The sequence below is a fragment of the Arthrobacter saudimassiliensis genome (genome assembly GCF_059090665.1).
Map to the genome: position 1 here is coordinate 1,147,090 of NZ_JBNHFX010000001.1, position 24,590 is coordinate 1,171,679.

The window sequence follows — 24,590 nt, forward strand, 5'->3', positions numbered from 1 at the left end:
GTCCTAGTAGCTGATGACCTGCGGGGCGCCGAGGTGCTTGAGGCCCTCGACGCCGAATTCCAGGCCGTAGCCGGACTGCTTGGCGCCGCCGAACGGAATCCGCGGGTCGATCGCGCCGTGCTTGTTGATCCACACGGTGCCGGCCTGCAGCCGGGCCGCGACCTCGCGGGCGGCATCCCGGTCCGAGGACCAGACCGAGGCGCCGAGACCGACCTCGAGGCCGTTGGCCATGGCCACCGCCTCATCCACGTCGGAGTAGCGGATGATCGGCAGCGCGGGACCGAACTGCTCGCGGGCCACCAGCGGGTTGTCGTTATCGATGTCGGCGACCAGGGTGGCCGGGTAGAAGTAGCCGGGCTGCTCCGGATCCGGGTCGCCGCCGACGACGACGCGCGCCCCGGCGGCGCGGGCCTGCTCCACGAGGTCCGCGACGATGTCGTACTGGGCCTTGTTCTGCAGCGGGCCGAGCACGTTGGCCTCGTCCAGGCCGCGACCCATCGGCATCGCCGCGGCCACCGCGGTGAGGGCGTCGACGACATCGTCGTACAGGTCTTCGTGCACGTAGAGACGCTTCAGGGCCGCGCAGGTCTGGCCGGTGTTGATGAACGCGCCCCAGAACAGGTCCTCGGCAATGGCGGCCGGATCGGCGTCGGGCAGCACGATGCCGGCGTCGTTGCCGCCCAGCTCCAGGGTCAGGCGCTTCACCGTGTCCGCGGAGGAACGGATGATCGCCTTGCCGGTGGCGGTGGAGCCGGTGAACATGATCTTCGCGATGTCCGGGTGCGCGGAGAGCGCCTCCCCGACGTCGCGGCCGCCGGAGACGACCTGCAGCACGTCCGCGGGCAGCGCCTGGTTCAGCACCGCGGCCAGCGCGAGCACGGACAGCGGCGTGTATTCGGAGGGCTTCATGACCACGGTGTTGCCCATCCGCAGGGACGGGGCGAGCTGCCAGACGCTGATCATCATCGGCCAGTTCCACGGCCCGATCGCGCCCACGACGCCGAGCGGACGGTAGAACAGCTCGGCGCGCCCGCCGTCGTCATCCACCAGCACCTCCGGCTCGAGCTCGAAGGACGCGGCGGCGCGCAGCCAGGCGACACATCCGCCGACCTCGAACCGGGCGTTGGGACCGTTCAGCGGCTTGCCCTGCTCGCGGGAAAGCAGTTCGGCCAGGGCCTCGGCCGAAGCCTCCACGGCGTCGGCCGCGCGGTGCATGGCGGCCGAGCGCCCGGCATGGCCCAGGGCGGCCCAGCCCGGCTGGGCAGCGCGGGCAGCGGCGACGGCGGCGTCCAGGTCAGCGGCGGTGTGCACCGGCGCGGCGGCGATCTTCTCGCCGGTGGCCGGATCCAGGATGTCCCGGCCGCCCTCGTCGGCGACGGCGGCCAGGAGGTCCGCGTAGGAGGTCAGGGTGGAATCGGCGAGCTGCATGGGGTTCTCCTTGTGCTGGGAATCGGCCGGGGATGTCCTTAGTCAACTGTGGCGCACGTCTCAGCAAGGGTGGTTGGCTTTGCGCGAGCGGTGCTTGCCGCTGCGTGCACGTTCCGGCTGCGGGCCCCAACCCGGCCGCGCACCCTTGCCCATGCGAGCGCCGCAGGATTGGCTGGCCGCATGGGAGAGCTGACGTATCTGATCAACTGCTCGGTGGACGGCTACAGCGCCGACGCGGACGGAAACTTCGACTTCAGCCACGACCTGGAGGAGACGACGGAGGCGTACACCGCCGACGTCGCGGCGGCGCAGACGTTCCTCTACGGGCGGGCGATGTACGAAACGATGGCCGTCTGGGAGACGGATCCGTCGCTGGCCGAGCTCTCCCCGGCGTCGGCCCGGTTCGCCGAGGCCTGGGCGCCTGCGGAGAAGGTGGTCTTTTCCACCACCCTCGAAGAACCGCTGACCCGGCGCACCCGGATCGAGCCGGCCTTCACCCGGGAGGCCGCGGAACGGGCCAAGGCGGCCGGCAACGCCACGATCGGCGGGCCGACGCTGGCGGCCGAAGCCCTGCGCCTGGGCGTAGTGGACGTCATCTCGCTGCTGATCCATCCGGTGGTCGTCGGCGGCGGCACGAAGGCCCTGCCGGATGGTCTCCGCCTGCGGCTGCGGCTGCTGGATGAGCGGCGCTTCGCGAACGGGGCCGTGCGGGTCAGCTACGCCGTGGCCTGAGGCTCGGCCAGGTCCCGGACCGGCGCATCCGGTTCCCCGCCCTGACCGATGCCCGCGTAGACCCCGGGCCTGGACCGGCGCAGGGCCAGCGCCCAGGCGGCGCCCAGCACGCCGGGCACCACGACGATGGCCGGCAGCAGCCAGGACAGCGCGCCGGCTTCCGCCAGGCCGATCAGCACCTCGAAATTGACCACGATCAGGACGAACAGCACGGCCAGGGCCACGCCGGCCAGGCCCGGGGCGACCACCCTGGTCCACGCGCCGTACTCCGTGCGGTGCCGGCGCAGGTAGCCGATCACCGCGAAGGAGGTCAGCGCCATCAGCAGCACCAGCCCGAAGGCGCCCATGTTGGTCAGCCAGGTGAATAAGGTCAGCACCGGGAACAGCGGCCCGTACTCATGGCCGCTGCCGGCAACGGCGAAGACGATCAGCAGCACCAGCGCGACGGCGGACTGCGCCAGCGAGCCGGCCACCGGCGCCTGGGTGCGGCGGCTGGTGGCCGCCAGGGCGCGGGGCAGCACGCCCTCGCGGCCGAGCGAGAACACATAGCGGGCCACGACGTTGTGGAACGCGGCCAGCGCCGCGAGCAGGCTGGTGACGAACAGCAGCGAGCACAGGTCCACGAACCACTGCGGTGCGCGCTCGGCCAGGAACAGGAAGACCAGGTCGGGGCCGAACTCCGCCGAGCTGCCGATCACCGCGCCGTCGCCTTCGCCCACCGCCATGGCCCAGGCCGAGAAGGCGTAGAAGACCGCGATGACGCCGACGGCGATGAAGGTGGCGCGGCGGGCGGTGGTGCGCGGGTCCTTGACCTCCTCGTTGTAGATGGCGCCGGACTCGAAGCCCATGAACGCGGCGATGCTGAACGCCAGGGCTGCTCCGACACCGGCCGCGAAGAGGCTGCCCGGCATCAGCGACTGCGTGCTCAGGCCCTCCGGAGCGGCGCCGAGCGCGGCGACGTCGTACACGATGACCACGAGGAACTCGAGGGCCACGAGCAGGCCGAGCACCTTGGCGGAGAGATCCACCGTACTCACTCCGAGCAGCCCGACGATGATCCAGGCTGCCAGCGCGCACGCCCACCAGGGCACCTCGGTGCCGGCGACGCCGCCGAGAAAGGAGCTGAGCGCGAACCCGAACATCCCGTAGATGCCGACCTGCATGGCGTTGTAGGCCGTCAGGGCGGTCCAGGCGGCGCCCACGCCGGCCGGCCGCCCGAGGCCGCGGGCGATGTAGGCGTAGAAGGCGCCGGCGTTGTGCACGTGCCGGCTCATGGCGGCATAGCCCACGGAGAAGAGCAGCAGCACCGCACCCAGCACCAGGAAGGACAGCGGAATGCCGAGCAGGCCGGTGACCGCATAGTTGCTGGTGACGCCGCCGGCGACGACGGTCAGCGGCGCCGAGGCGGCGATGATCATGAACACGAGGGCCGGAACGCCGAGGCGGCGCTGCCCCAGGCCGGGCCCGGCGTCGGCAGCGGTGCCGCGGGGCGGAAGGGTGGTGCCCATGGGAGCCTCCTGGTGAACGGGAACAGCGGGGGATGTTCACCCTCACTGTGTCCCGGGTCACACCGGCGCCGCTTGGCTTTGCGCGTGGTGTTGTTGTCGCCGGGCGCAGGCCCGGAAGTGGGGAAGGGTCCGGGCCGCTGCCGCTTTGACCGGCTGCTGCCACTGCGCGCCGGCAGCCCCGGCGCAAACCGTCAGCGCGAGCCGGCCCCGCGGCTCCTACCGCCGCAGCCGGTAGGCCGAGGGCGGGCAGCCGTAGGCGGTGCGGAACGCGCGGCTGAAGTGCGCCGGGTCCGGCAGCCCCCAGCGGGCGCCGATGGCCGCCACCGGCACCCCGGCCTGCAGCGGATCGGCCAGGTCGCGGCGCGCGCCGTCGAGCCGCCGTTCCCGGATCCAGGCGGCAACCGTGGTGCCGCTGTCCTCGAAGAGCTTGTGCAGGCTGCGGGTGGAGATGTAATGCGCCGCGGCGATGTAGCCGGGTGAGAGCTCGGGATTGGCCAGCTGTCCGTCGATGAAGTGCTTGATCCGGCGCAGCATCCGCTCGTGCCCGGCGGTTTCGGGAGCGGCGTAGGCTTCGGCGGCCAGCATGGTGGCCAGCAGATCCACGGTGTTCATGGCCAGCCGGTGCCCGATGGGCCCGTCCAGGTCCGGCAGCAGGCCGGCGATCTGGGTCAGGAACGGCACGACGGCATCGCCCAGCCGATGCCCGGCGCCGAGCCGGACGGCGGTCAGCTCGGCCAGGTCTTCGGCGGCCAGGTTCAGCAGCTGCTTGGGGAACATCAGGACCAGGCTGGTCATCTCCCCCGGAAAGTGCAGCGTGTAGGGCTGCTGGGTGTCGTAGATGGCCAGGTCGCCGGCGCCAAGCACGGTTTCCCGGCCGCCCTGGACCAGGACCCCGCGGCCGCTCATCTGCAGGCTGAGCTTGTAGTAGCCCTGCTCGGCGGCGGCTGCCAAGGCGGCGGTGCGTTCGACGGTATGGGCCTGGGCATCCACCCTCACGATGGCCAGCTCCCGCAGCCGGCGGCCGAGCAGCTGCCCGCCGAAGGGGCCGTCGGGCCGCCCGCCGTCGGCCGGGGAGGCGGCCAGCGGAACAAAGGAATCGGAGACCAGGCGCTGCCATTCGGCGAAGGTTGCGGCCCGCTGCACGGGCGCGGCGGGAGGCGATGCCGGGTGGGATGCCGTGATGCTCATGCCCCCTCCTTCCGCCGCCGGTGGCGTGGCTCACATGAGGGGCAATCTACGCCTTTGTTTCGTCCTTGTCGAAGTTTTTCTCCCGTCGGTGAACTTCAGGTGCCGCAGCCGCTTACCCCCGCAGCAGCTCCAGCTGACCGTCGAGCTGCAGAATCAGCTGCTCCGGCGAGTTGAATTCCGGATGGAGCACGGCGGCGATCTGCGCTCCGAGCAGGAAGGTCAGCACGGTCTCCGCCGCCGGTTCCAGCGGCGGCCGCCCGGCGGCCAGTCCGCTGCTCCGGGCCTCCTGCAGCCAGCCGCGGATGCGCCCGCGCCACTGGCGCATGGCCGAGTCGTTGACCTCGGCCTGGGCCGGATGGTGCAGCGCCTGCTGCCAGAACGCGACCACGACCCGGGCCTCATCCAGCCGGTCCGCGTCCAGCGGCAGCACCTCCAGGCTGAAGGCCCGCAGCGCCGCAAAACCGTCCAGCCCGGCGGTCGCCTCCGCGATGCGGGCGTTGGTACGGCCGAACACGTGCCGGAAGGTGGCCTCCATCAGGCTCGCCTTGCTCGGAAAGTACGGCTTGATCGCCCCGTTGGCGTAGCCGGCGTCGGCCGCCACCTCGCGCAGGGTGGCACCGTCGAGCCCGCGCCGGGCGATGATCCGCCAGGTGGTCTCGGCGATTTCCGCGCGCCGGCGTTCGTGGTCGACGATCTTGGGCATGCTCCCTTTCCGGCCCGGCCCGGACGGCCGGAGGTCCCCGGACATCGTAGCCACCCCGTCGGCCCGGCGCCGGGGCCGTCCCGGTGTTCCGCATCCGGCCCGGACCGGCACGCGCCCGGGCCGGATGGCCCGGTCAGGCGGGTTCAGGCACCTGCTGCGCTGCGGCGTCGTGCACCAGCCGACCCTCGAACCAGGTCTGCTGCACCCGGGTCTCATGGATCTGCCCGGGATCGATGCTGAAGATGTTCCGGTCCAGCACGATGAAGTCCGCCGACAGGCCTGCGCGCAGCATGCCGGCGGTCTCCTGCAGCCCCATCGCGGCGGCCGGATTGCGGGTGAAGGCGGCCACGGCCTGCCGGACGTCGAGCGCCTGGGCGGCGTTGAGTTCACCCTCGACGGCGGGGTCGGGGTTGCGGCGGGTGATCATGGTTTCCAGCCCGGTCCAGGGATCCGGCGTCGGCGCCGAGCAGGGCCAGTCGGAGCCGCCGCTGACCAGCGCGCCGTCCTCGAACAGGTCCTTCAGCGGCCAGGACTTCTCGAAGGTTTCGGCCGGAATCTGCTTCGCAATGCTCTCCTGGATCACCGACGGGAACCAGATGTACGGGGAGGCGTCCGGCACCACTCCCAGGGCCGCGAACCGGGGCAGGTCCGCCTCGCTGACGTACTCCGCGTGCGCGATCTGGAACAGCGGCCCGTCGCCCCGGCTGGCCCGCACCCGCTCCACGGCGTCGAGGATCAGCCGCACCGCGGCGTCGCCGGTGGCGTGCAGCTTGGCGTGCAGGCCGCGGTCCACCAGGTCCTCCAGGGACGCGGCCAGTTCCCCCAGCTGCCAGAGCGGCTCGCCGGTGTGCTGCGGATCGTGGCCGGCGTGGCTGCAGCGGTAGGGGGTCAGCATGGCGGAGGTGCGGGTCATCGGCACCCCGTCCAAAACGTACTTGGAGAAGTCCGGATGCAGATGCGCGGTGCGGTGCCGTGCGCCGACGTCGTACAGTTCCGCGCCGGTGGTGCCGGGTTCGATGAAGGGCCGGGAGGGCATCGAGGCGACCACGTGCGCGGTGAGCTCGCCGCGTTCATCCATGCCGGCCAGGGTTTCCAGGGCGTAATCCATGGTGGCCGCCTCCTGGACGGCGGTGACGCCGTAGCCGTTGAGGACGCCGACGGCGGTGCGGAACGCGGCGGCGTGCCGCTCCGGAGTCTCCTCGATCGAGGCCGCGGCCGCCGCCTCGGCGACCGGGCTGGCCAGCTCCTGCAGGACACCGGTGAGCTGCCCGGCGTCGTCCCGCACGTAGGTGCCGCCCTCCGGATCCGGGGTGGCCGCATCCACGCCCATCAGTTCCAGCGCGCGGGAGTTGACCCAGCGGTTGTGCATGGAGTCGTCCCGCAGCAGCACCGGATGCCCGGCGGCGGCCTCATCGAGGGCGTGCAGGTCCTCCACCGTGATGTCGTCCATCACCGTGGAGCCGACGATGCCGCCGATGATCCACTCCCCCGGTTCCAGCCGTTCGGTCCACGCCCGCACCTTGGCGAGGATCTGCCCGGTGCCGTCGGTGGGCAGCAGCGGCAGCTCGAACGCCGCCTGCCGGCCGCCGAGGCCCAGATGCGCATGCACGTCCACCAGGCCCGGCATCGCCAGCCGGCCGCCCAGGTCCAGGACCTGGGCGCCGTCGCCGGCGAGCGCGCGGATCTCGCTCTCGCTGCCGACGGCGAGGATCCGGCCGGCGCCGACGGCGAAGGCTTCGGCCCACTCGTTCGCGGGGTCGCTGGTGTAGACGGGTCCATTGACGACGATGAAGTCGATGGGAGCGTGGGTGGTCACGGGGCGGTCCTCTTTCGGCAGGCGGCAGGGGTCTCCTGCCAGCTTCGGCCGTGCGGGCCGGATCGGCCTTGTCGCCCGGCGACCGCCCCTTGTCATTGCGCGCAGTCCTTTCCGGACGCCCCCGCAGGGGCGCCGGGCCCGGAAAAACACCTCTTGTAACCCACGCCACACGCGGTTATTGTCTACAGCCATAGAAAAACCCGTCCGCCGCCCGCTGCGGCGGCCGGGTTTCGCAATGCCGCCCGTCCCCGCCGCCGCAGGCCGGCATCCAGAAACGGAGATCCCCCATGAGCTCGTGCCACTCCCCGTCCGCCCCGGGCGTCGCCTCCGGTTCCGCGGCCCCGGCCGCCGTCGCCGTCGATCCCGGCCCCATGGGCGCCTACGCACTGGCCGCACCCGAGGAAATCACCGCCGTCCGCGAGGTGCTGGAGGCAGCCGGCCTGTTCCCGGAGACCGCCCGGATCGCGTATCTGGGCCTGGTCGATCCGCCCCGCGGCACCGCTGCCGACGCCGGAGCCGGAACCGGAGCACCGGACCGCCGCTTCCGGGTCTTCCTGCTGGACACCGCCGGCGGCCGGCCGCACGACGTCGTCGTCTCCGCGGCCCGCCGTGAGGTGCTCTCCGATACCGAGTTGGACACCGCCGTCACCGGCGAGCTGCCCGTGCTCGAGGAGGAGTTCGAGGTGGTGGAGCAGATCCTCGCCACCGATCCGGACTGGCTGGCGGCGCTGGAGAAGCGCGGACTCGACGTCGCGCAGGTGCGCGTGGCCCCGCTGTCCGCCGGCGTCTTCGAATACCCGGAGGAGAAGGGCCGCCGGATCCTGCGCGGCCTGGCGTTCCTGCAGACCCACGCCGAGGACTCGGCGTGGGCGCACCCGATCGACGGGCTCGTGGCCTACGTCGACGTCACCGCCCGCACCGTGGACCAGGTGCTGGACTTCGGCGCCATGCCGGTGCCCGAGGAGCACGGCAACTACACCGACCCGGCGCTCACCGGCCCGCTGCGCACCACGCAGAAACCGATCAGCATCACGCAGCCCGAAGGCCCAAGCTTCACGGTGACCGGCGGCAACCACGTCGAGTGGGAAAAGTGGCACCTGGACGTGGGCTTCGACGTCCGCGAGGGCCTGGTGCTGCACAACATCGGGTTCGAGGACGGCGGCAGGGTGCGCCGGATCCTCAACCGCGCCTCCATCGCCGAAATGGTGGTGCCCTACGGCGACCCGGCCCCCACCCGGTCCTGGCAGAACTACTTCGACACCGGCGAATACCTGGTGGGCCAGTTCGCGAACTCGCTCGAACTCGGCTGCGACTGCCTGGGCGAGATCCACTACGTCTCCCCCACCGTCTCCGACGCGCGGGGCAATCCGCGCACCATCAAAAACGGGATCTGCATGCATGAGGAGGACGCCTCCATCCTCGCCAAGCACTCCGACCTGTGGTCCGGCGTGAACTACACCCGCCGCAACCGCCGCCTGGTGATCAGCTTCTTCACCACCGTGGGCAACTACGACTACGGCTTCTACTGGTACCTGTACCTGGACGGCACCATCGAGTTCGAGGCCAAGGCCACCGGCGTCGTGTTCACCAGCGCCTACCCGGGCAAGGACTACCCCTACGCCTCCGAAATGGCGCCCGGCCTGGGCGCCCCGTTCCATCAGCACCTGTTCAGCGCGCGGCTGGACTTCGCGCTCGACGGCGGCCCCGGCCGGGTCGAGGAGGAGGACGCCGTGCGCGTGCCGGTCAGCGCGGAGAACCCCCGCGGCAATGCCTTCACCCGCAGGAGGACCGTGCTGGCCCGCGAGTCCGAGGCCGCCCGCGACGCCGCGCCCGGCGTCGGCCGCACCTGGGTGGTCTCCAACCCGGAGGCCCGGAACCGGCTGGGCGAGCCGGTGGGCTACAAGCTGCATCCGGAGGGCCAGCCCACGCTGCTGGCGGACGAGGATTCCTCGATCTACCGGCGGGCGACCTTCGCGTCCAAGGCGCTGTGGGTGACCCGGCGGGACGAGGCGCAGCGGTACCCTACCGGCGACTTCGTCAACCAGCACGCGGGCGGCGCGGGCCTGCCCGAGTGGGTGCAGGCGGACCGGAACCTCGACGGCGAGGACCTGGTGGTCTGGCACACCTTCGGCCTGACGCACTTTCCGCGGGTGGAGGACTGGCCGATCATGCCGGTGGACACCGCCGGATTCAAGCTGCGCCCGGAAGGGTTCTTCGACCGGTCGCCGGTGCTTGACGTGCCCCCGCCCGCCCCGGGCGCGCACTGCCACCGGTAGACGGCGCGGCCGTGCGGTTTCCTCCTGCGGGAGCGGGAGCGGTGGCGGGCGGGCCCGGGCCGGCGGCAGGGGCAGTCCCGACGCCGGCTGCCGGGTCCGGGGCTGCCCGGACCATCGCCGGCCCGGCGGCGCCCATCGGGCAGCTGATCCATGCCCGGGCCTGCGGGGCGGCCGTGCTGGCCGGTGCCCTGGCACATCTGTGGATGGTGCTGGCACATCCGCATCCGTGGTGGCAGGCAGCCCTGATGCTGGGCATGGCCGCCGCCTGCCTGCCGTGCGGCTGGGGGCTGTGGCGCTCTCCTTCCGCACCGGGGGCCCGAATGGCCATGGCGGCGGCCCTGGCCATGGCCGGTTTCCATGCCCTGCTGCTGCTCACCGCCGGCGGGTCCGCAACCCACGCCCATCACGGCTCCTCGGCCGTCGCCCCGGGGGCTCTCCCGGCGGCGTCGGGCACCGGCCCGGGGTCCCTCGCGGCGTCGGGCCCTGAGGCGGCCGCGCCGTCGGGCCTTGAAGTAATGCTGTTGCTGACGGTGTGGGAGCTGGGCGCCGCCCTGCTGGCCGCCATCTGGCTGCACCGCCGCCGCCGAACGGGCCGTGATTAGCCCGAAACCCGGCACACCAGCCGCAGGATGACCGGGCGCAGGGCCGTTCCATGACTGCTGCCGGGGAATGCGCGCAGCGGAAAACCCGTTGCACCTGTGAACAGCGAGAACACCCGACCGAACTGAAAGGTGGAACCGCATGAAGATTGTCGGAGTAACCGAATTCGGCGGACCCGAAGCCCTGCAGGTGCTGGAAGTTCCGGATCCGCTCCCCGGGCCCGGGGAGGTCCGTATCCGGGTTCACGCAGCCGCGGTGAATCCCACCGACACCATGCTGCGGGAAGGGCTGCAGGGCACCGGCGGCAAGCAGGCGCCCCACATACCCGGCATGGACGCGGCCGGCGTCATCGACGAGGCGGGTGAGGGCAGCCGCTGGAGCGTGGGAGAAGAGGTCATGGCGATTGCCGTGCCCCGCGGCGAGCACCGCGGCGCCTACGTCCAGTACCTCATCGCTCCCGATGAGTCGCTGGCGCCGATACCCGCCGGAACGGACCTGCCCACCGCGGCGACCCTGCCCATGAACGGGCTGACCGCCGTGCAGATCCTCGAAAAGCTCGACCTCTCCCCCGGCCAGGTCCTGGCCGTCAACGGCGCCGCGGGCACCCTGGGCAACTACCTCGTCCAGCTGGCCAAGCTCGCCGGACTGACCGTCGTCGCCGACCCCGCGGACAAGGACCGCGACCTGGTTGCCGCGCTGGGCCCGGACCACATCGTCCAGCGCGGGGACGACTTCGGCAAGCGGGTCCGGGAGCTGTTCCCCGACGGCGCGGACGCCGTGGCGGACGCCGCCGTGCAGAACGAGGCGGCCGCCGAAGCGGTGCGCGACGGCGGCGGTTTCGCCACCGTCCGCGGCTGGAAGGGCGATCCCGGCCGGGGCATCACCGTGCACCCGATCTGGGTGGGCGAGGAATACCGCTCGCAGGAGAAGCTGGACCGGCTGCGGGCCCTGGCGGAGGACGGAACGCTGACCCTGCGGGTCGCCGGGACCTACCCGGCGGAGGAAGCTGCGGAGGCTCATCGGCGGCTGGAGGCCGGCGGCACGCGCGGGCGCCTGGTGCTGCTCTTCTAGCCGGCAGGCCCCGGCCCTTGCGGCGTCCGTCTCCCGCGGCGGGCGCCGCCGTCGTGCCCGGCCGGGTGCCCCGGCAGGGCACGCGAAGCGGCCGGCCGCCCCGAAGCGTCAGTCGACGAACTCGGACTGCGTCTCGATGAAGTCCCAGTCCTGGTTGTTCAGGATCGGATCCATCACCGGGCCGCCGGCCTCGGCAATGCGGGTCTGCACCTTGGGTGGAATCCCTTCATCGCGCAGGTTCTCCCGCAGCCATTCCTTGGCCGTGATGTCCAGGTAGGGCCACCAGCGTTCAATGCGGATGGGTTCCATGACAGCCCCCTTTCATTCGCAGTAGAACAAAGGTGGCACCGGCCCCGCAGCCGCGCAAGGGGACTCCGCCAGCTTCCGGTTCCGGCCCCCGGCTGGTCCCGGGCGCCGCGCCGGCGGCGGGTCAGTCGCGGACGGTGATGGAATCGATGGCCGCGCGGGCCTGCTCGGCCAGCTCCTCGGGCAGCGGCGCGCTCTTGGCGGCCTCCTCGGAGGCGGTCTGACCCTCCTCGCTGACCAGGTACAGGCCGAATTCCTTTACCAGTTCGGCCGTCTTCGGATCATCGTAGGAACTGCAGAAGATCTCGTAGGAGACGAGCACCAGCGGATACGCGCCGGGCGCGGTGGTGGTGCGGTCCAGATGCAGGGCGATGTCGTGCTCGGCGCGGCCGGGCACCCGGGTGGCCTCGGCGACGGCGGCTGCGGCCGCGTCGCCGCTGATCGGCACGTACTGGTCGCCGACCAGCAGGTTCACGGTGCCCATGGACTCGTCCACCACCGAATCGTCAGCGTAGGTCACGGCGCCCTCGGTGCGCGTCACGGTGCTGACGACGCCGGCGCTGCCCTGGGCGTTTTCGCCGGCCAGGCCGCCGGGCCAGGTGCCCGACGGCGCATCCGGCCAGGCTTCGGGGGCCACCTCGTGCAGGTACTCGGTGAAGTTCTCCGTGGTGCCCGAGTCGTCCGCCCGGCTGACCGGGGTGATCCGCAGGTCCGGCAGCTCGACGTCGGGGTTCTGCCGGGCGATCTCCGGGTGCGTCCAGGTGTCGATGTCGCCGCGGAAGACGGCGGCGATGGTGGCGGCGTCCAGGTTCAGCGACTCGATGCCGGGAAGGTTGAAGGCCACGGCGATCGGGGAGATGTAGGTGGGGATGTCGTACGCGCCGTCGGGGCCGCAGATGTCCCGGGCCTGGCCCATTTCCTGCTCCTGCAGGTAGGCGTCGGAGCCGGCGAACTGCACCGCGCCGTTGAGCAGGGCGTTGCGGCCGGCGCCGGAGCCGTCCGGCGAATACTGCAGCTGGACCCGCGGGTGGAGCAGGCCGAAGCCGGCGATCCATGCGTCCATCGCCGGCCCCTGCGCGCTGGACCCGGACCCGGAGAGGGTGCCGGTGAGGTTGGAGGTGCTGCGCTCGGCGGCTTCGCGCTGCTCATCCCCCAGCGGGTAATCGGAACCGCAGGCGGTCAGGGCCAGGGCCGCCGCGGCGGCCAGGGCGAGCGGACGGGCGAGGCGGGGCAGGGGCACTGGGGGCGGTCCTTCCAAAGACATCCAGACGGGGGTGCGGCAGCAGGCTTGTGGGCGGGCCGGCGGCGTCGGCTGTGGCCGGCCGCCTCATCAAGGCTATCGGTCCGCGTGCCCGCACCGCCAACCGGCCGCCGGGCCCCGGCCGCCGGTTTCCGTGCCCGCCCTTGGCCCGGCTGCACCGCGATGCCACGATGGTCGGACCGACGGCGGCCGCCGGCGACGGCGCCCGCACCTCAGGATGCGGTCCGCATCCCCGGCCGATGGAGAACCCGTGCTCATCATCGCCGTTATTGCCGCGCTGGCCGCCGCGGCCATCCACGTGTACATCTTCATCCTCGAGTCGCTGCGCTGGACCGAACCCGAGACCATGGCGATCTTCCGGGTGGGCAGCCCGCAGGCGGCGTCCGACACCCAGGCCCTGGCCTACAACCAGGGGTTCTACAATCTCTTTCTGGCCGTCGGCGCGCTGCTGGGCGTCCTGCTGCTCACGGTGGGCAACGGGGTGGCCGGGCTGACCCTGATGAGCTTCACCACCGCATGCATGCTGCTCGCGGCTCTGGTGCTGCTGGTGAACGACCGCCGGATGGCCCGCCCGGCCCTGATCCAGGGCGGGCCGGCGGCGGTGGCGCTGGTGTTCACCCTGCTGGGTGCGTGACGTTCCTACCCTTCGACGCCGTCGAGCTCGTTGGGCACGTGCTCAAGGTCCGCGGAGCGCACGACGGCGCCCGCGGCCAGGTCCACCGCGTGCAGGGCGCTCCGGGCCGGGTCGGTGACGTAGGCCGTGCCGCCGAGCACGAACAGCGTGGGGCGGGGCTGCTGCCAGTCCTGCGGTTCCTCCCACGCCTCGATCACCGGAATCCGTGACGTGAGCTCCGCGCTGTCCGGATCAATCACGTGCAGCGCACCGTCGGTGCCCAACACCAGTGCCTCCCCGGCCGGACCGCGTCCGAGCGAACGGAAGGAATAACTGGTGCCCAGGTCCACCAGGCGCATCGAGGCCGCGGCCGTATCCACCAGGGCCACACGCCGGGGCCGCTCCAGATCCGCCTCCGGATCGGTTTTGTAATCGGCGAGGATGACGGCGGAGGCGGAAGAGCCCGCCTGGTTGCCCAGGCGTCCGTAGCCGTCCGGGCTCTGCACCTTCGCGAAGGCGCCGTCGCGGTGGATCAGCATACCGTCCTCACAGCCGAAGGCGAGGGCGTCCGCGGCCTCGGCCACGCCGTGTAGTCCGGGGCAGTCCCGGCTGGCCAGGACCTCGCTGCCGTCCCCGGCCAGCACTGCCACGCCGGTGCGCGCCTGATCGTCGCCGCGGCTGACGATCAGGCCGGCGTCCGCCAGCGGCACGGCGACGCCGTGGTGGGGCTCGGGCAGCTGCAGTTCCGTTGCCTCCCGGCCCGCGGCGAGCCGCTTTGTGTCCAGCAGCGTGACGCTGCCGTCCGCGTCGTCGAAGAACGCCGTCCTGCCGTCCCGGGCGACCACGTGGCCGGGTTCGCCGGCGTCGATCCGCTGGCCGGTCAGCCGCGGCTCGGTGATGTAGTGATGCCCGTGGTCGCCGTGCTGCCGGGTCCAGGCGCCGGCGTCCAGCAGGTGGAAGCCGCCGTCAGCGGACACCGCCAGGTGGCGGCCGTCCCCGGCGTCGGACAGGCGCAGGAAACCGGGCAGGTCCAGCTCCGCCACCGGCTCCAGGGCGACGGCATCGAGCACGGTCAGGCCGCCGTCGTGCGTGAGCACCAGCCGCGGCGACGCGGCGCCCGCTTCCCGGGTGGGTGCGGGCGACGGCGCCTCGGCGCCGGAGGATGACCCGTGCGCAGGCGGTGCGGACGCCGGGGGCGACGCCGCCGGTGCGGCGCAGCCGGCCAGCAGCAGGGCGGCAAGGTACAGGAGAGCGGGCTGGCGGGCGGCCGCGGACGCGCGGCGGGAACCGGATTGTGGTGTCATGCCGCCAGCGTAACTTAAATGAGAATCATTATCGTTACTGCAGCGAGGTCATCCAGGGGGCCGTCCTGCGGGGACCCGTGTCAGCGTCACGGCGCGCCCCGTGGCTCGCCGGCCGGGACTGCTAGTCGGAAAGCCCGGTCATCCTGAGCGTGATGTTGATGCGCCCCTGCGTGAGGCCGCACTCCGGATCGGCGGTGCCCGGCAGTGTTTTGGGCACCCCGTGATACGCAAACCGGGACGGCCCGCCGAAGACGAACAGGTCTCCGGAGGCCAGCTCCAGGTCCGTCCACGGCCGGGTCCGGGTCTCGGTGTTGCCGAACCGGAAGATGCAGCTGTCGCCGATGCTCAGGGAGACCACGGGGGCCGGCGACTTTTCGTCCTTGTCCTGGTGCAGGCCCATCTTCGCCCCGTGCGGATACCAGTTGATCAGTGCGGTGTCCGGTTCATACGACGCCGGATCGAACGACGCCGGGTCCCAGCCCGGCTCCCCCGGGGTGCGGTAGGCGGCGGCCAGCGCCCGCCGGCCCAGGTCCGCCAGCCAGTCCGGCAGCTCGGCCACCCGGCCGCCGCCGACGTCGTCCGCGGTGCGCGTGTACTTGTACGGCTGCCAGTGCCAGCCCAGGCAGACGGTCTGCACCGACATCGGATGTCCGCCCGGCATCACGGCCGAGCGCATCGGCACCGGCCCCACCGCCCAGCGGCGGCAGGCCGCCACGATGTCCCGCTGCTGCTCCGGGCCCAGCCACCCGGGGACATGCACCGCGCCGGGCGCGGGCGCGCTGCGCTCACGCGGAAACAGCTCTCCGCTCATGCCGGAACCTCCCGCCTGGCCCAGGCCGCGCCGGTGCGGCCGGCGGCTGCGGGACGGGCAGCCGCGGCGCAGGTGCCGGCCGGTCGTTCAGTGCTCATGATCCTCCCGCTACAGCCTATGCGGAGCCCGCCGGCGGAGCCGGCCGATGCACATACCGGAGGTATGCTCCGGGCGCGTCCGGACATACCCCCGGTATGTTTCCGGACCCGCCGAAAATGGCATTCCCAGGCCGGTGGATCGTTGCTAGATTCTGCTGCACATCCGCCAGATCAAGGGAGATCACGTGCCGAACCTCGCCACCATCCTCACCGACACCGCAGCCCGCTTTCCGGACAGCACGGCGCTGCGGATCCAGGACACCGCGGTCACCTTCGGCATGCTGGACGGCATGAGCGCCCGGGTGGCCGGGCTGCTTGCCGAGCGTGGCATCGAGCCCGGCGACCGCGTCGCCGTCATCCTGCCGAACATTCCCCCGATGGCCGCCATCTACTACGGCATCCTGCGCCGCGGAGCGGTGGTGGTGCCGCTGAACCCGCTGCTCAAGGCACGGGAAATTGCGTACCATCTGCAGGATTCCGGAGCCCGGATGATCTTTGCCTTCGACTTCGAGGACATGCTCACGCAGGCCGAAGCGGGCGCCGCGGAGGCGGGCGACGTCGAGGTGGTGGCGGTCAACCCGGCCACCTTCGGGCAGCTGCTGGCCTCCGTGGAGGCCCGGCCGGAGATGGCGGAGAAAGCCGACAACGACACCGCCGTCATCCTCTACACCTCCGGCACCACGGGACGGCCCAAGGGAGCAACCCTGTCCCACCGCAACCTGTACAGCAACGCCGAGGTGTCCCGCTCGCTGCTGGATACCCAGCCCGAGGACGTGATCTTCGGCGGCCTGCCGTTCTTCCATGTGTTCGGACAGACCGCGGCCCTGAACGCGGCGGTGATGGCGGGCGCCTCGATCAGCCTCCTGCCGCGCTTCGATCCCGGCCAGGCGCTGCAGATCCTCGAGCGGGACCGGGTCACCATCTTCCAGGGCGTGCCCACCATGTACATTGCGATGCTGCGCCACCCGGCCATGGCACAGACCGATACCTCCACGGTGCGCGGGGCGATCTCCGGCGGCGCGTCGCTGCCGCTGGAGGTGCTGCACGAGTTCGAGGAGGTGTTCGGCACCGAGATGCTCGAGGGCTACGGGCTGTCCGAGACCTCGCCGGTGGTGTCCTTCAACCTTCCCGGCCCCGACCGGCGGGCCGGATCCATCGGCAAGCCGGTGGCGGGCATGGAGGTGCGGATCGTGGACGACGCCGGCGCGGACCTGCCGGTGGGCGAAGTCGGCGAGCTCGCCATCCGCGGCGAGGGCGTGATGCAGGGCTACTGGAACAATCCGGAGGCGACCGCCGCAGCCATACCGGACGGCTGGTTCCGCAGCGGGGACCTGGCCAGGTTCGACGAGCTGGGCAACATCTACATCGTGGACCGGAAGAAGGACATGATCCTGCGCGGCGGCTACAACGTGTATCCGCGCGAAATCGAGGAGGTCCTGTACGAGCACCCCGCGGTCGCCGAAGCCGCCGTGCTGGGCGTTCCGGACGAGCTGTCCGGCGAGGAGGTGGCCGCCGTCGTCGGCATCAAGGAAGGGATGCTGCCGGACGACGGGCCGGGCCGGGCCGAGCTGGCCGACGCCATCCGCGACTTCGCAAAGGATCGCCTGGCGGCCTACAAGTATCCGCGGATCGTGCAGCTCACGGACACCCTGCCGAAGGGGCCCACGGGCAAGATCCTCAAGCGCGAGATCAACGTGACGGCCGGCAAGCCGGCCGAGGACGCACTCGGGCAGGGCCAGGGCTAGGCGGATCGGGGCCGGGCCAGGCCCGGGCGGAACCTAGGAGTACACCTCCGGGGCGCCTTCCTCCGGGAGGGAGCCCCGGCGGTCCGCCCGGACCAGGAACACGCCGAGCACGATCAGCGCGCCGCCGGCGAGCTGCACCGGCCGCGGCAGCTCGGACAGCAGCAGCCAGGCCCACAGCACCGCGAACAGCACCTCGGTCAGCGAGACGAAGGACGCCACCCGGGAGCCCAGCGCCCGCGCCGCGACAATGCCGGTCACGTAGGCCAGCACGGTGGAGAACAGGACCAGGCCCAGCAGCGGCACCCACCAGCGGGTGGTCCAGCCCGCGAGTTCGACATCGGCCGTGTTCCAGGCCATCGGCACCAGGCCGACGGCACCGAGCAGGGCCATGGTGGCCGCGCCCACGAACATGCCCCCGGTGGCCAGCACCAGCGGAGGCAGGGTGTCGTTCTGCCGGGCGGTGATGAAGAAGTAGACCGCCAGGCAGACCGCGGCCGCCAGGCCCCAGAGGACGCCGATCGGATCCACCCGGGCGTCGGCCGTGACGTCGAGGACGAGCACCAGCCCGGCGACGGCGGCGACCGTGCCCAGCATGGTCGGCAGTCCGGGCCGGCGGCGGCGGACCAGCCAGATCCACAGGACCATCAGCACCGGGGCGAGGAACTCCAGCAGCAGGGCCACCCCCACCGACAGGCGGTTCACCGCGTTGAAGTAGAAGAACTGGCAGCCGGCCACCCCGATGAGGCCGAACAGCACAATGGTGCGCCAGTTCGCCCGGACCTGGTGCCAGCGTCCGTGCAGCACCCAGAGGACCGGAACGAGCAGGACCAGGCCGGCGCCGCCCATCCGGACCGCGACGGCGGCCGCCGAGCTCCAACCGGTCTCCAGCAGGGCCTTCGCAAAGGAGCCGGAAAGGCCGAACACCGCTGAGGACAGCAGCGCAATGGCCAGCCCCGAGGCGCCTGCCGAGGCGATGGAGGCAGTCTGCCCGCCGGGGGTGCTGCCGGGATGGGGTGAGCTGCGCCGTGGCATGCCGGGCTCCCCTTTCGTGTGGTGCCGAGGGTTCCCGGGGGCTGTCCCGGCGCGCGCCGGCAGGAGCGGGAAGTGTTGATGAGGATGACGCTAGCCCCGGCCGCCGAAGGCGGTCAACGCGTCCGATTCACACTCCGTCGCGGAGGGATGCCTGCCGGATGCCGGGCAGAATTCATATGCGTGCGCATGCACTGTTGTCAGCACGCTGACGGTCGGTTAGCCTAACCCTGCCTCCGGCTGCAGCCCTATCCCCACTGCGGGCTGCGCTGAAGCACCTGAACCGGGTGCTTTCGGAAGAAGCCTGGCGGCAGTTCCTAGCAAGTCTCATTCGCAACTCTGAACGGTCCGTCCGAGGCCGCAGGCTGCACCGTTGCAGCCTGCAGTCCCGCGCGGACCGCTTACCGGGGGGATAACTTCATGCATCAACCACGCGCTATCCACAAACGCGCGGGCGCACTCAGCGCCGCAGCAGTGCTGGCCTTCAGCGGGCTCATGGTCGCCTCGCCGGCCAACGCCGACGAGGCCACGGCACCTGCCGAGCCCACGGCCACCAGCAGCGCCGTTCCGACCACCGCTCCCGCCACGCCGGCTCCCGCCAAGGCCCCGGCCGAGACTGCTCCCCAGGACGCCGTTCCGGCGCCGGAAGCGGACGCAGAGGGAACCGCGGCGGCCTCCGAGCTGCCCCCGGGCCTGGCCGAGGCGCTCATGCGCGACCTTGGCATGAGCCTCGAGGAGTTCATCGCGGCAGGCGAGCTGGGCGAGAAGGCAGCCCTGGCACTGCCCGACCTCCAGAAGATCGAGGGCTTCGTCAGCCTGCGCCTGGACGCCGACCAGATCGTCGTCACCGGTTCGGGCGAGGAACTCGCCGCTGCGGTGTCCGAGCTGGGCGCCGTCCTTGAGGAGCCGGTTCCCGCCGAGGACGCCGCCGCCGAGACGGCCGAGGAAACCGTCGCGGCCGAAGCTCCCGCCGCTGAAGAAGCCGCCGACGACGAGAAGCCGGCTGCCGGTTCCTCCGTCGCCGAAGACGTCGACAGCCTGCTCCGCGCGTACGTGCAGAAGGTCGGCAGCGCCGAAGGCCTGCGCTCCGTGATGCTCACCGGGCCCGGGGAATACACCATCAAGCTGGGCACCCCGCTGGATGCGCTGCCCGCCCAGCCCGCCGGTTCCCTGATCCGCATGGCCAGCGCTCCGAAGATGACGCCGGCCGAGTTCGACGCCGAGTACACCAACGTCACCGTCCTGGAGCAGCCCCAGCCGCTGAGCACGTTCGAGGACGTTCCGGGCGGCTCCGGCATCGTGACCGGCACCGCCGCGGGTCCGGACGGCCTGTGCTCCATCGGCTTCAACGGTTTCACCGCGGGCAGCCCCGCCGCCCTGACTGCAGGACACTGCACCGGCGACGACGCCTCGAACCTGGCCTTCCTGGAGCCGCTTGAAGGCGACAACGTGCTGGTACCCCTGGGCGAGTTCACCTTCTCCCAGTTCGGCGGCACGAACCACAGCCCCACCCCCAACGATCCTGCAGCGGAACCGAACCGCGGCACCGACATCGCCCTCATCCAGAACATCGACGAGGACATCGACCTGACGGCCGAGGTCACCGAGCGCGGCGCCAACACCGATCGCAACGCCGACACCCTGGCGGTCACCGGTTCGGCGGACGTGGCCCTCGGCAGCCCGATCTGCAAGTCCGGACGCACGACCTTCTGGACCTGCGGCAACGTCTCGGAACTGGGCATCTTCTTCGTGGGCGGCGGCAACGGCGTTGACGACATCCGCGCCGTCTGGGGCTTCGGCAGCGCAGACCTGGTGGCCGCCCCGGGCGACTCCGGCGGCAGCATCGTCAGCGGCACCACCGCCGTCGGCCTGATCAGCGCCGGCATCGAGGGCGTCATCACCAACGGCGCCTCGCTGTCCGACGCGGTCCGCTACCTTCCCAGCACCTTTGAGCTCGCGATGTTCATCGCCAAGCCCGCCCTGACCGGCGCGGGTGCCGAGGGTACGGTCCTGACCGGCAAGCCGATCACCGGCACCGTGCCCGGCGCTCCCGCCGGCACCAAGGTCCAGGTCACCTTCGACGGCGGCGAGCCGCAGACGGCGGACGTCGCCGCGGACGGCACCTGGAGCGTCACCGCCCCGGGCATCACGGACGAGGACGTCACGGAGCGAACGCTCGAAATGACCGCCCGTGCCGTGAACGGGTCCAACAAGTCTTCGACGGCCGAGTTCACGCTCACCCTCGAGAAGGCCCCGCTGGATGTCCCCGTGTTCACCACCCCGGCCACCGTGGTCGGCGAAGTGGCCGCGATCTCCGGCACCGGCGTCGCCGGCGCCAAGGTTACTCTCTCCTACGAAGGCCTCGGCGCTGACGGGGAAGACAAGGAGCCTGAGGAGAACACCGGCGCCGCGGCGTTCAACGCCACGGTGAAGAAGGACGGCAGCTGGACCGTCGAGTTCGAGAACGCCCTGAAGCCGGGTACCTACCGGGTGACCGCGATGCAGGCCAAGGCCGGCTCGCTTGATTCCAAGGAAGCCACTCTGGACCTCTCGGTTGTGTACACCGCCCCGGTGATCACCAACCTGAAGGACGGCCAGGAGTTCACCGAGGGTTCCACCCCCGATTCGATCACCGGCACCGCCCGCCCGGGCGCCACGGTGACCGTCGCCGTCGGCAACGCGCTGGCCACCGGCACCACCGAGGCTGACGAAGACGGCCGCTGGTCCTACGACGTCGAGCCCTGGGCAGCCGGCGAATACGCCATCACCGCTTCCCAGCAGGTTGACGGCGTCGGCTCCGACTTCACCCAGCTGACCGTCCGCGTCGCCGCCCTCCAGGTGGCACCGGGCGGCAACCCCGGCGATCCGGGAACCCCGGGTGCTCCCGGCAACCCGGGCGGCAACAACGACGGCGGTAACAACAACGGCGGCAACGCCGGTGGCAACAGTGACGGCGACCTCGCCGACACCGGCGCCAACGGCGTCGGCATGGCAGCCGCAGCCGGCCTGCTCCTCGTGGGCGGCGGCACCGGTGCACTGCTGCTGAACCGCCGCCGCCGCGGCGCTCACGTGGCAACCCGCAGCTAGCCTGCATCAGCCACCAGGGCGGGTTCCGGCTTCGGCCGGGACCCGCCCTGCGGCTTTCAGCCCGCCGCCCGGGCGGCGGCGGTTCCGCTCCGCGTGCCCGTTCCGGTTCCCGTTCCCCTTCCCGTCCCCTTCCCCGTTCCCGTTTCCCGTTCCCTCAGAACCCTCCGTCGACAAGGACCACCGCATGAGCCAGGACCAGACCGACGAACTGCTGGCACTCAACAGCCGGATCAAGGACGACGTGCGTGAGAGCTATGCCGCTTCCTGGATCGAGGACGGAAGCCTCCACATCGCGGTCACCAGCGACGCCGCATCGGAGAAGGTGGCTGCCGCCGGCGCCGAGCCGCACCGCGCGCCTTTCACCGAGGATGCGCTGAAGGAGGCCCTGGACCGGGTGCTCGCCTGGACGCGTTCCCCGGGCGGGCCCGAAGTCCACCTCCACCGTGCGCTGCTCAACGGCCGTGAAGGCTGCGTGGTGCTCCACGTCCCCGCGGAAGAGGCGCCGTGGCTCCAGGAGGCGGCGCATCGCGACAACCCCGGCCGGGGCGTTCCGGTCCAGGTGCGGGCCTCCGCAGGCCTGGCACGGCCTTACCCCCGGAAGGCCCCCTAAACGGCGTCGGACCGTTCCACCCAGTTCCGGTGAACCCTAGACTCGCTGGGTCAACGTCAAGCAGTTGGCGTGGCATCCGGCCTCATTGGGAGTCCCGTGAACCGCAGCTTCCTCACCCGCGTCCGTCCCCGTACCGCCTGGCTCATCCTGCTCGGCTGCGCCGTGCTCTGGACCGCAGGCGCCCTCAACCTGCTCCAGCCGCCGGCCGGCACCCCGCCCATGGCGATGCTCCTGTTCCTCTACTTTGCCCTGATCGCCGTTATCCTCAGCTTTGCCCTCGGGGCCGGGGCGGCGGTCATCCTCTACCGGCACTACCGCCCGATGCGCGGCACGCCGGACCCGGCAACGGAGGACGCCGGCGCCCGCCCTCCCGGAGGGTAGCCGGTTCCGGCAGGCCGCCTGCGCCCGGATTCCGACCGCGGAACGCTCCCCGGCCCCGCGCCCACGCACGAAAATCCCACTTCCGAACCAATGGGGCTGTTGAAACATAAGGTTACTTCTGTTTTGGTTGTCCCAAGCATGCTTTCGGTTCGACGGCCTGGCCCGTCCCTGAGGTGGTATTCGAGGCGCTGCATGAACAGAATGGACCTACCGGGCGCCGGCCCGGCCCCCGAGCGGCGCCGCGGCGGTGACCTGCAGCTGGCCCTCCAGAACGAGATGGTGCAGGAGCACCGGCACCTGGCCGAGACCGCGGCCGGCAGCTACCGCTCTCCGGGCCGCGAGGCGGCGGACCTGCGCCAGGTCGCCTACGTGGGGCTGATCAAGGCCGCCCGCCGATTCGACCCGTCCAAGGGCGAGCATTTTCCGGCCTTCGCCCTGCCCACCATCCACGGCGAGCTCAAGCGCCACCTGCGTGACAACGGCTGGGTGGTCCGCCCGCCGCGGCGGTTGCAGGACCTGCGCACGGCCGTCGCCAAGGCACAGCCTGGTCTCAGCCAGCGGCTGGGCCGGGAGGCGACCGCACAGGACCTGGCCGCCGAGCTGGGCGAACCGGTCCAGGACATCCTCGAAGCGCTGGCCTGTTCCGGCAGCATGCGGCCGGAGTCGCTGGACGCACCGGCCCCCGGCGGTGCAGTGCTCGAGCCCGAGGATCCCCAGGGGCTGTGGACCGAACGCTCAGATGACGTGCTGATGCTGGGCCAGGCCATGCGCGGGCTTCCGGAGGGCGAACGGCAGCTGCTGTTCCTGCGCTATTTCCATGAACTGTCCCAGCAGGCAATCGGCGAGCGCCTCGGCATGACGCAGATGCAGGTGTCCCGCCGGCTGGCCCGCATCCTGGTCAAGCTCCAGCTGCAGCTGCTCGGCAGCCCGGAACACTCCGACGGGAAAGGCAACGCGCCGTCCGGGATGAACGCGCGCTCGGCCTGAGCCGCGTCCCGCATCGGTCCCGCCGCCCCGGCGGCGGGCCGACGGGTCAGATCACTTCGAGCTTGCCGACGGCGGCCAGCACGTCCTCCACCGTAACCGCCAGCAGCGCGGGGTCCGGATCCGGCGAGAACGTCTCCCCGCGCCGCACCGATTCGTCCGTCAGCGCGATGTGCGGCCCCGGCGGCGGACCCCATTCACTGACCGGTGCCGGGCCGAAGATCACCACTGAGGGCCGCTCATACGCCGAAGCCAGATGCGCGGCGCCGGTGTCGGCGGAGACGACGACGGCGGCGTCGGCAATGACGGCGGCGAAGCGGTCCAGGCCCAGCTCGCCGGCGGCGACGGTGTCCAGCGGCAGGCCGGCACGGTCCGCCACCGCCAGGGCGCGGGCCCGCTCTCCCTGGCTGCCGGTGAACACCACGGGCAGGCCGGCGTCGGCCAGCTGGCGTGCGACGGCGGCGAAGCGCTCCACCGGCCAGAGCCGGCTGCCGTACGCGGCGCCCACGTGGACGACCGCGGCGCCCGGCACCGGAGCAGGCACGCCCGGCCGGTTCAGTTTGTAGTCCAGCGGGTCGGCCTCGATGCCGTGCCAGGACACCAGGCGGGCCCAGCGCTCCCGTTCGTGGATGCCGTGTTCCCACTCCGGGCCGTCCCAGCCCGGCGATTTGTGCCCGATGGCGCGGGCCGCGTCCAGGGCCTGAAGCCGCTGGCGGCTTTCAGCGCCGTTGCCGTGCAGGTTCACCGCGAGGTCCACCCGGCCCGGCTCCAGGGGCACGGGAACGTCCAGCCCGTGCATCGGCAGCAGCTCGTCCACGCTGCCGATCAGCTCGACGACGGGCCGCAGCCACGGCTGCGCGGCATAGAAGATCCGGTGCTCCGGGAAGGCCCGGCGCAGGCCGCGCAGGGCAGGCACGGCCACCAGCAGGTCACCGAGCTTCAGGGCGCGCAGGGCGAGCAGCTCCGGACGCCCGTCCCGGGCGGGGGTGTCTTCATTCTTCAAGGCGGCGTCCTTCCGGCAAGCGTCGGTGCACGGCTT

Annotated in this window: 21 protein-coding genes; 10 read left to right on the forward strand and 11 right to left on the reverse strand. The window is 71.7% G+C overall.

The annotated features are described in order from the left end of the window. Window positions 1–3: 3 nt before the first annotated feature. Window positions 4–1,407: an aldehyde dehydrogenase family protein gene (locus tag AC5RV6_RS05365; protein ID WP_494006628.1), complete on the reverse strand. Its 1,404-nt coding sequence runs from the start codon at window positions 1,405–1,407 to the stop codon at window positions 4–6. A gap of 201 nt (window positions 1,408–1,608) precedes the next feature. Between AC5RV6_RS05365 and AC5RV6_RS05370 the strand changes: the two genes are divergently transcribed. Beyond that, window positions 1,609–2,160, forward strand: a complete 552-nt coding sequence (locus AC5RV6_RS05370; RefSeq protein ID WP_494006244.1) for a dihydrofolate reductase family protein — start codon at window positions 1,609–1,611, stop codon at window positions 2,158–2,160. Here AC5RV6_RS05370 and AC5RV6_RS05375 read toward each other — a convergent pair. From AC5RV6_RS05375 to AC5RV6_RS05390, 4 genes are all read right to left on the reverse strand, one after another. Next, the gene (locus AC5RV6_RS05375; protein ID WP_494006245.1) at window positions 2,145–3,668 is read right to left on the reverse strand and encodes an APC family permease; all 1,524 of its coding nucleotides are present in this window, start codon (window positions 3,666–3,668) and stop codon (window positions 2,145–2,147) included. The genes AC5RV6_RS05370 and AC5RV6_RS05375 overlap by 16 nt on opposite strands. Window positions 3,669–3,884: 216 nt before the next feature. Further along, the gene (locus AC5RV6_RS05380) at window positions 3,885–4,856 is read right to left on the reverse strand and encodes an AraC-like ligand-binding domain-containing protein (RefSeq protein WP_494006246.1); all 972 of its coding nucleotides are present in this window, start codon (window positions 4,854–4,856) and stop codon (window positions 3,885–3,887) included. Window positions 4,857–4,968: 112 nt separating this feature from the next. Further along, window positions 4,969–5,559 (reverse strand): TetR/AcrR family transcriptional regulator, encoded by a 591-nt coding sequence (locus tag AC5RV6_RS05385; RefSeq protein ID WP_494006247.1) that lies wholly within the window; start codon window positions 5,557–5,559, stop codon window positions 4,969–4,971. Between the two features lie 133 nt (window positions 5,560–5,692). Beyond that, window positions 5,693–7,375 (reverse strand): amidohydrolase, encoded by a 1,683-nt coding sequence (locus tag AC5RV6_RS05390; RefSeq protein ID WP_494006248.1) that lies wholly within the window; start codon window positions 7,373–7,375, stop codon window positions 5,693–5,695. Between the two features lie 371 nt (window positions 7,376–7,746). Here AC5RV6_RS05390 and AC5RV6_RS05395 point away from each other — a divergent pair, with 371 nt between their 5' ends. The 3 genes from AC5RV6_RS05395 to AC5RV6_RS05405 all read left to right on the forward strand — a co-directional run bounded on the left by AC5RV6_RS05395 (window position 7,747) and on the right by AC5RV6_RS05405 (window position 11,322). Continuing rightward, the gene (locus AC5RV6_RS05395; protein ID WP_494006629.1) at window positions 7,747–9,651 is read left to right on the forward strand and encodes a primary-amine oxidase; all 1,905 of its coding nucleotides are present in this window, start codon (window positions 7,747–7,749) and stop codon (window positions 9,649–9,651) included. An 11-nt stretch (window positions 9,652–9,662) separates the two neighbouring features. After that, the gene (locus AC5RV6_RS05400; protein ID WP_494006249.1) at window positions 9,663–10,253 is read left to right on the forward strand and encodes a hypothetical protein; all 591 of its coding nucleotides are present in this window, start codon (window positions 9,663–9,665) and stop codon (window positions 10,251–10,253) included. Between the two features lie 139 nt (window positions 10,254–10,392). After that, window positions 10,393–11,322 (forward strand): NADP-dependent oxidoreductase, encoded by a 930-nt coding sequence (locus AC5RV6_RS05405; protein ID WP_494006250.1) that lies wholly within the window; start codon window positions 10,393–10,395, stop codon window positions 11,320–11,322. A 108-nt stretch (window positions 11,323–11,430) separates the two neighbouring features. On the opposite strand, the gene AC5RV6_RS05410 is transcribed toward AC5RV6_RS05405, so the two are convergent. Together AC5RV6_RS05410 and pstS are read right to left on the reverse strand one after the other, a co-directional pair. Next, entirely contained in the window at window positions 11,431–11,622 is a 192-nt protein-coding gene (locus tag AC5RV6_RS05410) for a hypothetical protein (protein ID WP_494006630.1), read from the reverse strand. A gap of 130 nt (window positions 11,623–11,752) precedes the next feature. Continuing rightward, window positions 11,753–12,868: a phosphate ABC transporter substrate-binding protein PstS gene (gene pstS / locus AC5RV6_RS05415; RefSeq protein ID WP_494006251.1), complete on the reverse strand. Its 1,116-nt coding sequence runs from the start codon at window positions 12,866–12,868 to the stop codon at window positions 11,753–11,755. A 271-nt stretch (window positions 12,869–13,139) separates the two neighbouring features. Between pstS and AC5RV6_RS05420 the strand changes: the two genes are divergently transcribed. Further along, complete coding sequence (locus AC5RV6_RS05420; protein WP_494006252.1) at window positions 13,140–13,523, forward strand: DUF1304 domain-containing protein; 384 nt, start codon at window positions 13,140–13,142, stop codon at window positions 13,521–13,523. 5 nt (window positions 13,524–13,528) lie between these two features. Here AC5RV6_RS05420 and aztD read toward each other — a convergent pair whose 3' ends face one another. Further along, the gene (gene aztD / locus AC5RV6_RS05425; RefSeq protein WP_494006253.1) at window positions 13,529–14,806 is read right to left on the reverse strand and encodes a zinc metallochaperone AztD; all 1,278 of its coding nucleotides are present in this window, start codon (window positions 14,804–14,806) and stop codon (window positions 13,529–13,531) included. 121 nt (window positions 14,807–14,927) lie between these two features. Continuing rightward, window positions 14,928–15,617 (reverse strand): alpha-ketoglutarate-dependent dioxygenase AlkB family protein, encoded by a 690-nt coding sequence (locus AC5RV6_RS05430; RefSeq protein WP_494006254.1) that lies wholly within the window; start codon window positions 15,615–15,617, stop codon window positions 14,928–14,930. A 283-nt stretch (window positions 15,618–15,900) separates the two neighbouring features. On the opposite strand from AC5RV6_RS05430, the gene AC5RV6_RS05435 reads away from it, so the two are divergent. Further along, the gene (locus AC5RV6_RS05435; RefSeq protein ID WP_494006255.1) at window positions 15,901–17,460 is read left to right on the forward strand and encodes a long-chain-fatty-acid--CoA ligase; all 1,560 of its coding nucleotides are present in this window, start codon (window positions 15,901–15,903) and stop codon (window positions 17,458–17,460) included. 33 nt (window positions 17,461–17,493) lie between these two features. Here the strand turns inward: AC5RV6_RS05435 and AC5RV6_RS05440 are convergent, their stop codons facing one another. Then, on the reverse strand, window positions 17,494–18,492 hold the full coding sequence (locus AC5RV6_RS05440) for an EamA family transporter (RefSeq protein ID WP_494006256.1): 999 nt from the start codon (window positions 18,490–18,492) through the stop codon (window positions 17,494–17,496). A 417-nt stretch (window positions 18,493–18,909) separates the two neighbouring features. On the opposite strand from AC5RV6_RS05440, the gene AC5RV6_RS05445 reads away from it, so the two are divergent. The 4 genes from AC5RV6_RS05445 (at window position 18,910) to AC5RV6_RS05460 (ending at window position 23,554) form a co-directional block, all read left to right on the forward strand. Next, window positions 18,910–21,576, forward strand: coding sequence for a hypothetical protein (locus AC5RV6_RS05445; protein WP_494006257.1), 2,667 nt, complete (start codon window positions 18,910–18,912; stop codon window positions 21,574–21,576). A gap of 184 nt (window positions 21,577–21,760) precedes the next feature. Further along, window positions 21,761–22,186 carry a hypothetical protein gene (locus tag AC5RV6_RS05450; protein ID WP_494006258.1) on the forward strand — a complete coding sequence of 142 codons (426 nt, stop codon included), beginning with the start codon at window positions 21,761–21,763 and terminating at the stop codon, window positions 22,184–22,186. A gap of 96 nt (window positions 22,187–22,282) precedes the next feature. Continuing rightward, the gene (locus AC5RV6_RS05455; RefSeq protein ID WP_494006259.1) at window positions 22,283–22,567 is read left to right on the forward strand and encodes a hypothetical protein; all 285 of its coding nucleotides are present in this window, start codon (window positions 22,283–22,285) and stop codon (window positions 22,565–22,567) included. A gap of 192 nt (window positions 22,568–22,759) precedes the next feature. After that, complete coding sequence (locus AC5RV6_RS05460; RefSeq protein ID WP_494006260.1) at window positions 22,760–23,554, forward strand: sigma-70 family RNA polymerase sigma factor; 795 nt, start codon at window positions 22,760–22,762, stop codon at window positions 23,552–23,554. Window positions 23,555–23,600: 46 nt separating this feature from the next. Here the strand turns inward: AC5RV6_RS05460 and AC5RV6_RS05465 are convergent, their stop codons facing one another. After that, complete coding sequence (locus AC5RV6_RS05465) at window positions 23,601–24,554, reverse strand: glycosyltransferase family 9 protein (protein WP_494006261.1); 954 nt, start codon at window positions 24,552–24,554, stop codon at window positions 23,601–23,603. Window positions 24,555–24,590 lie beyond the last annotated feature (36 nt).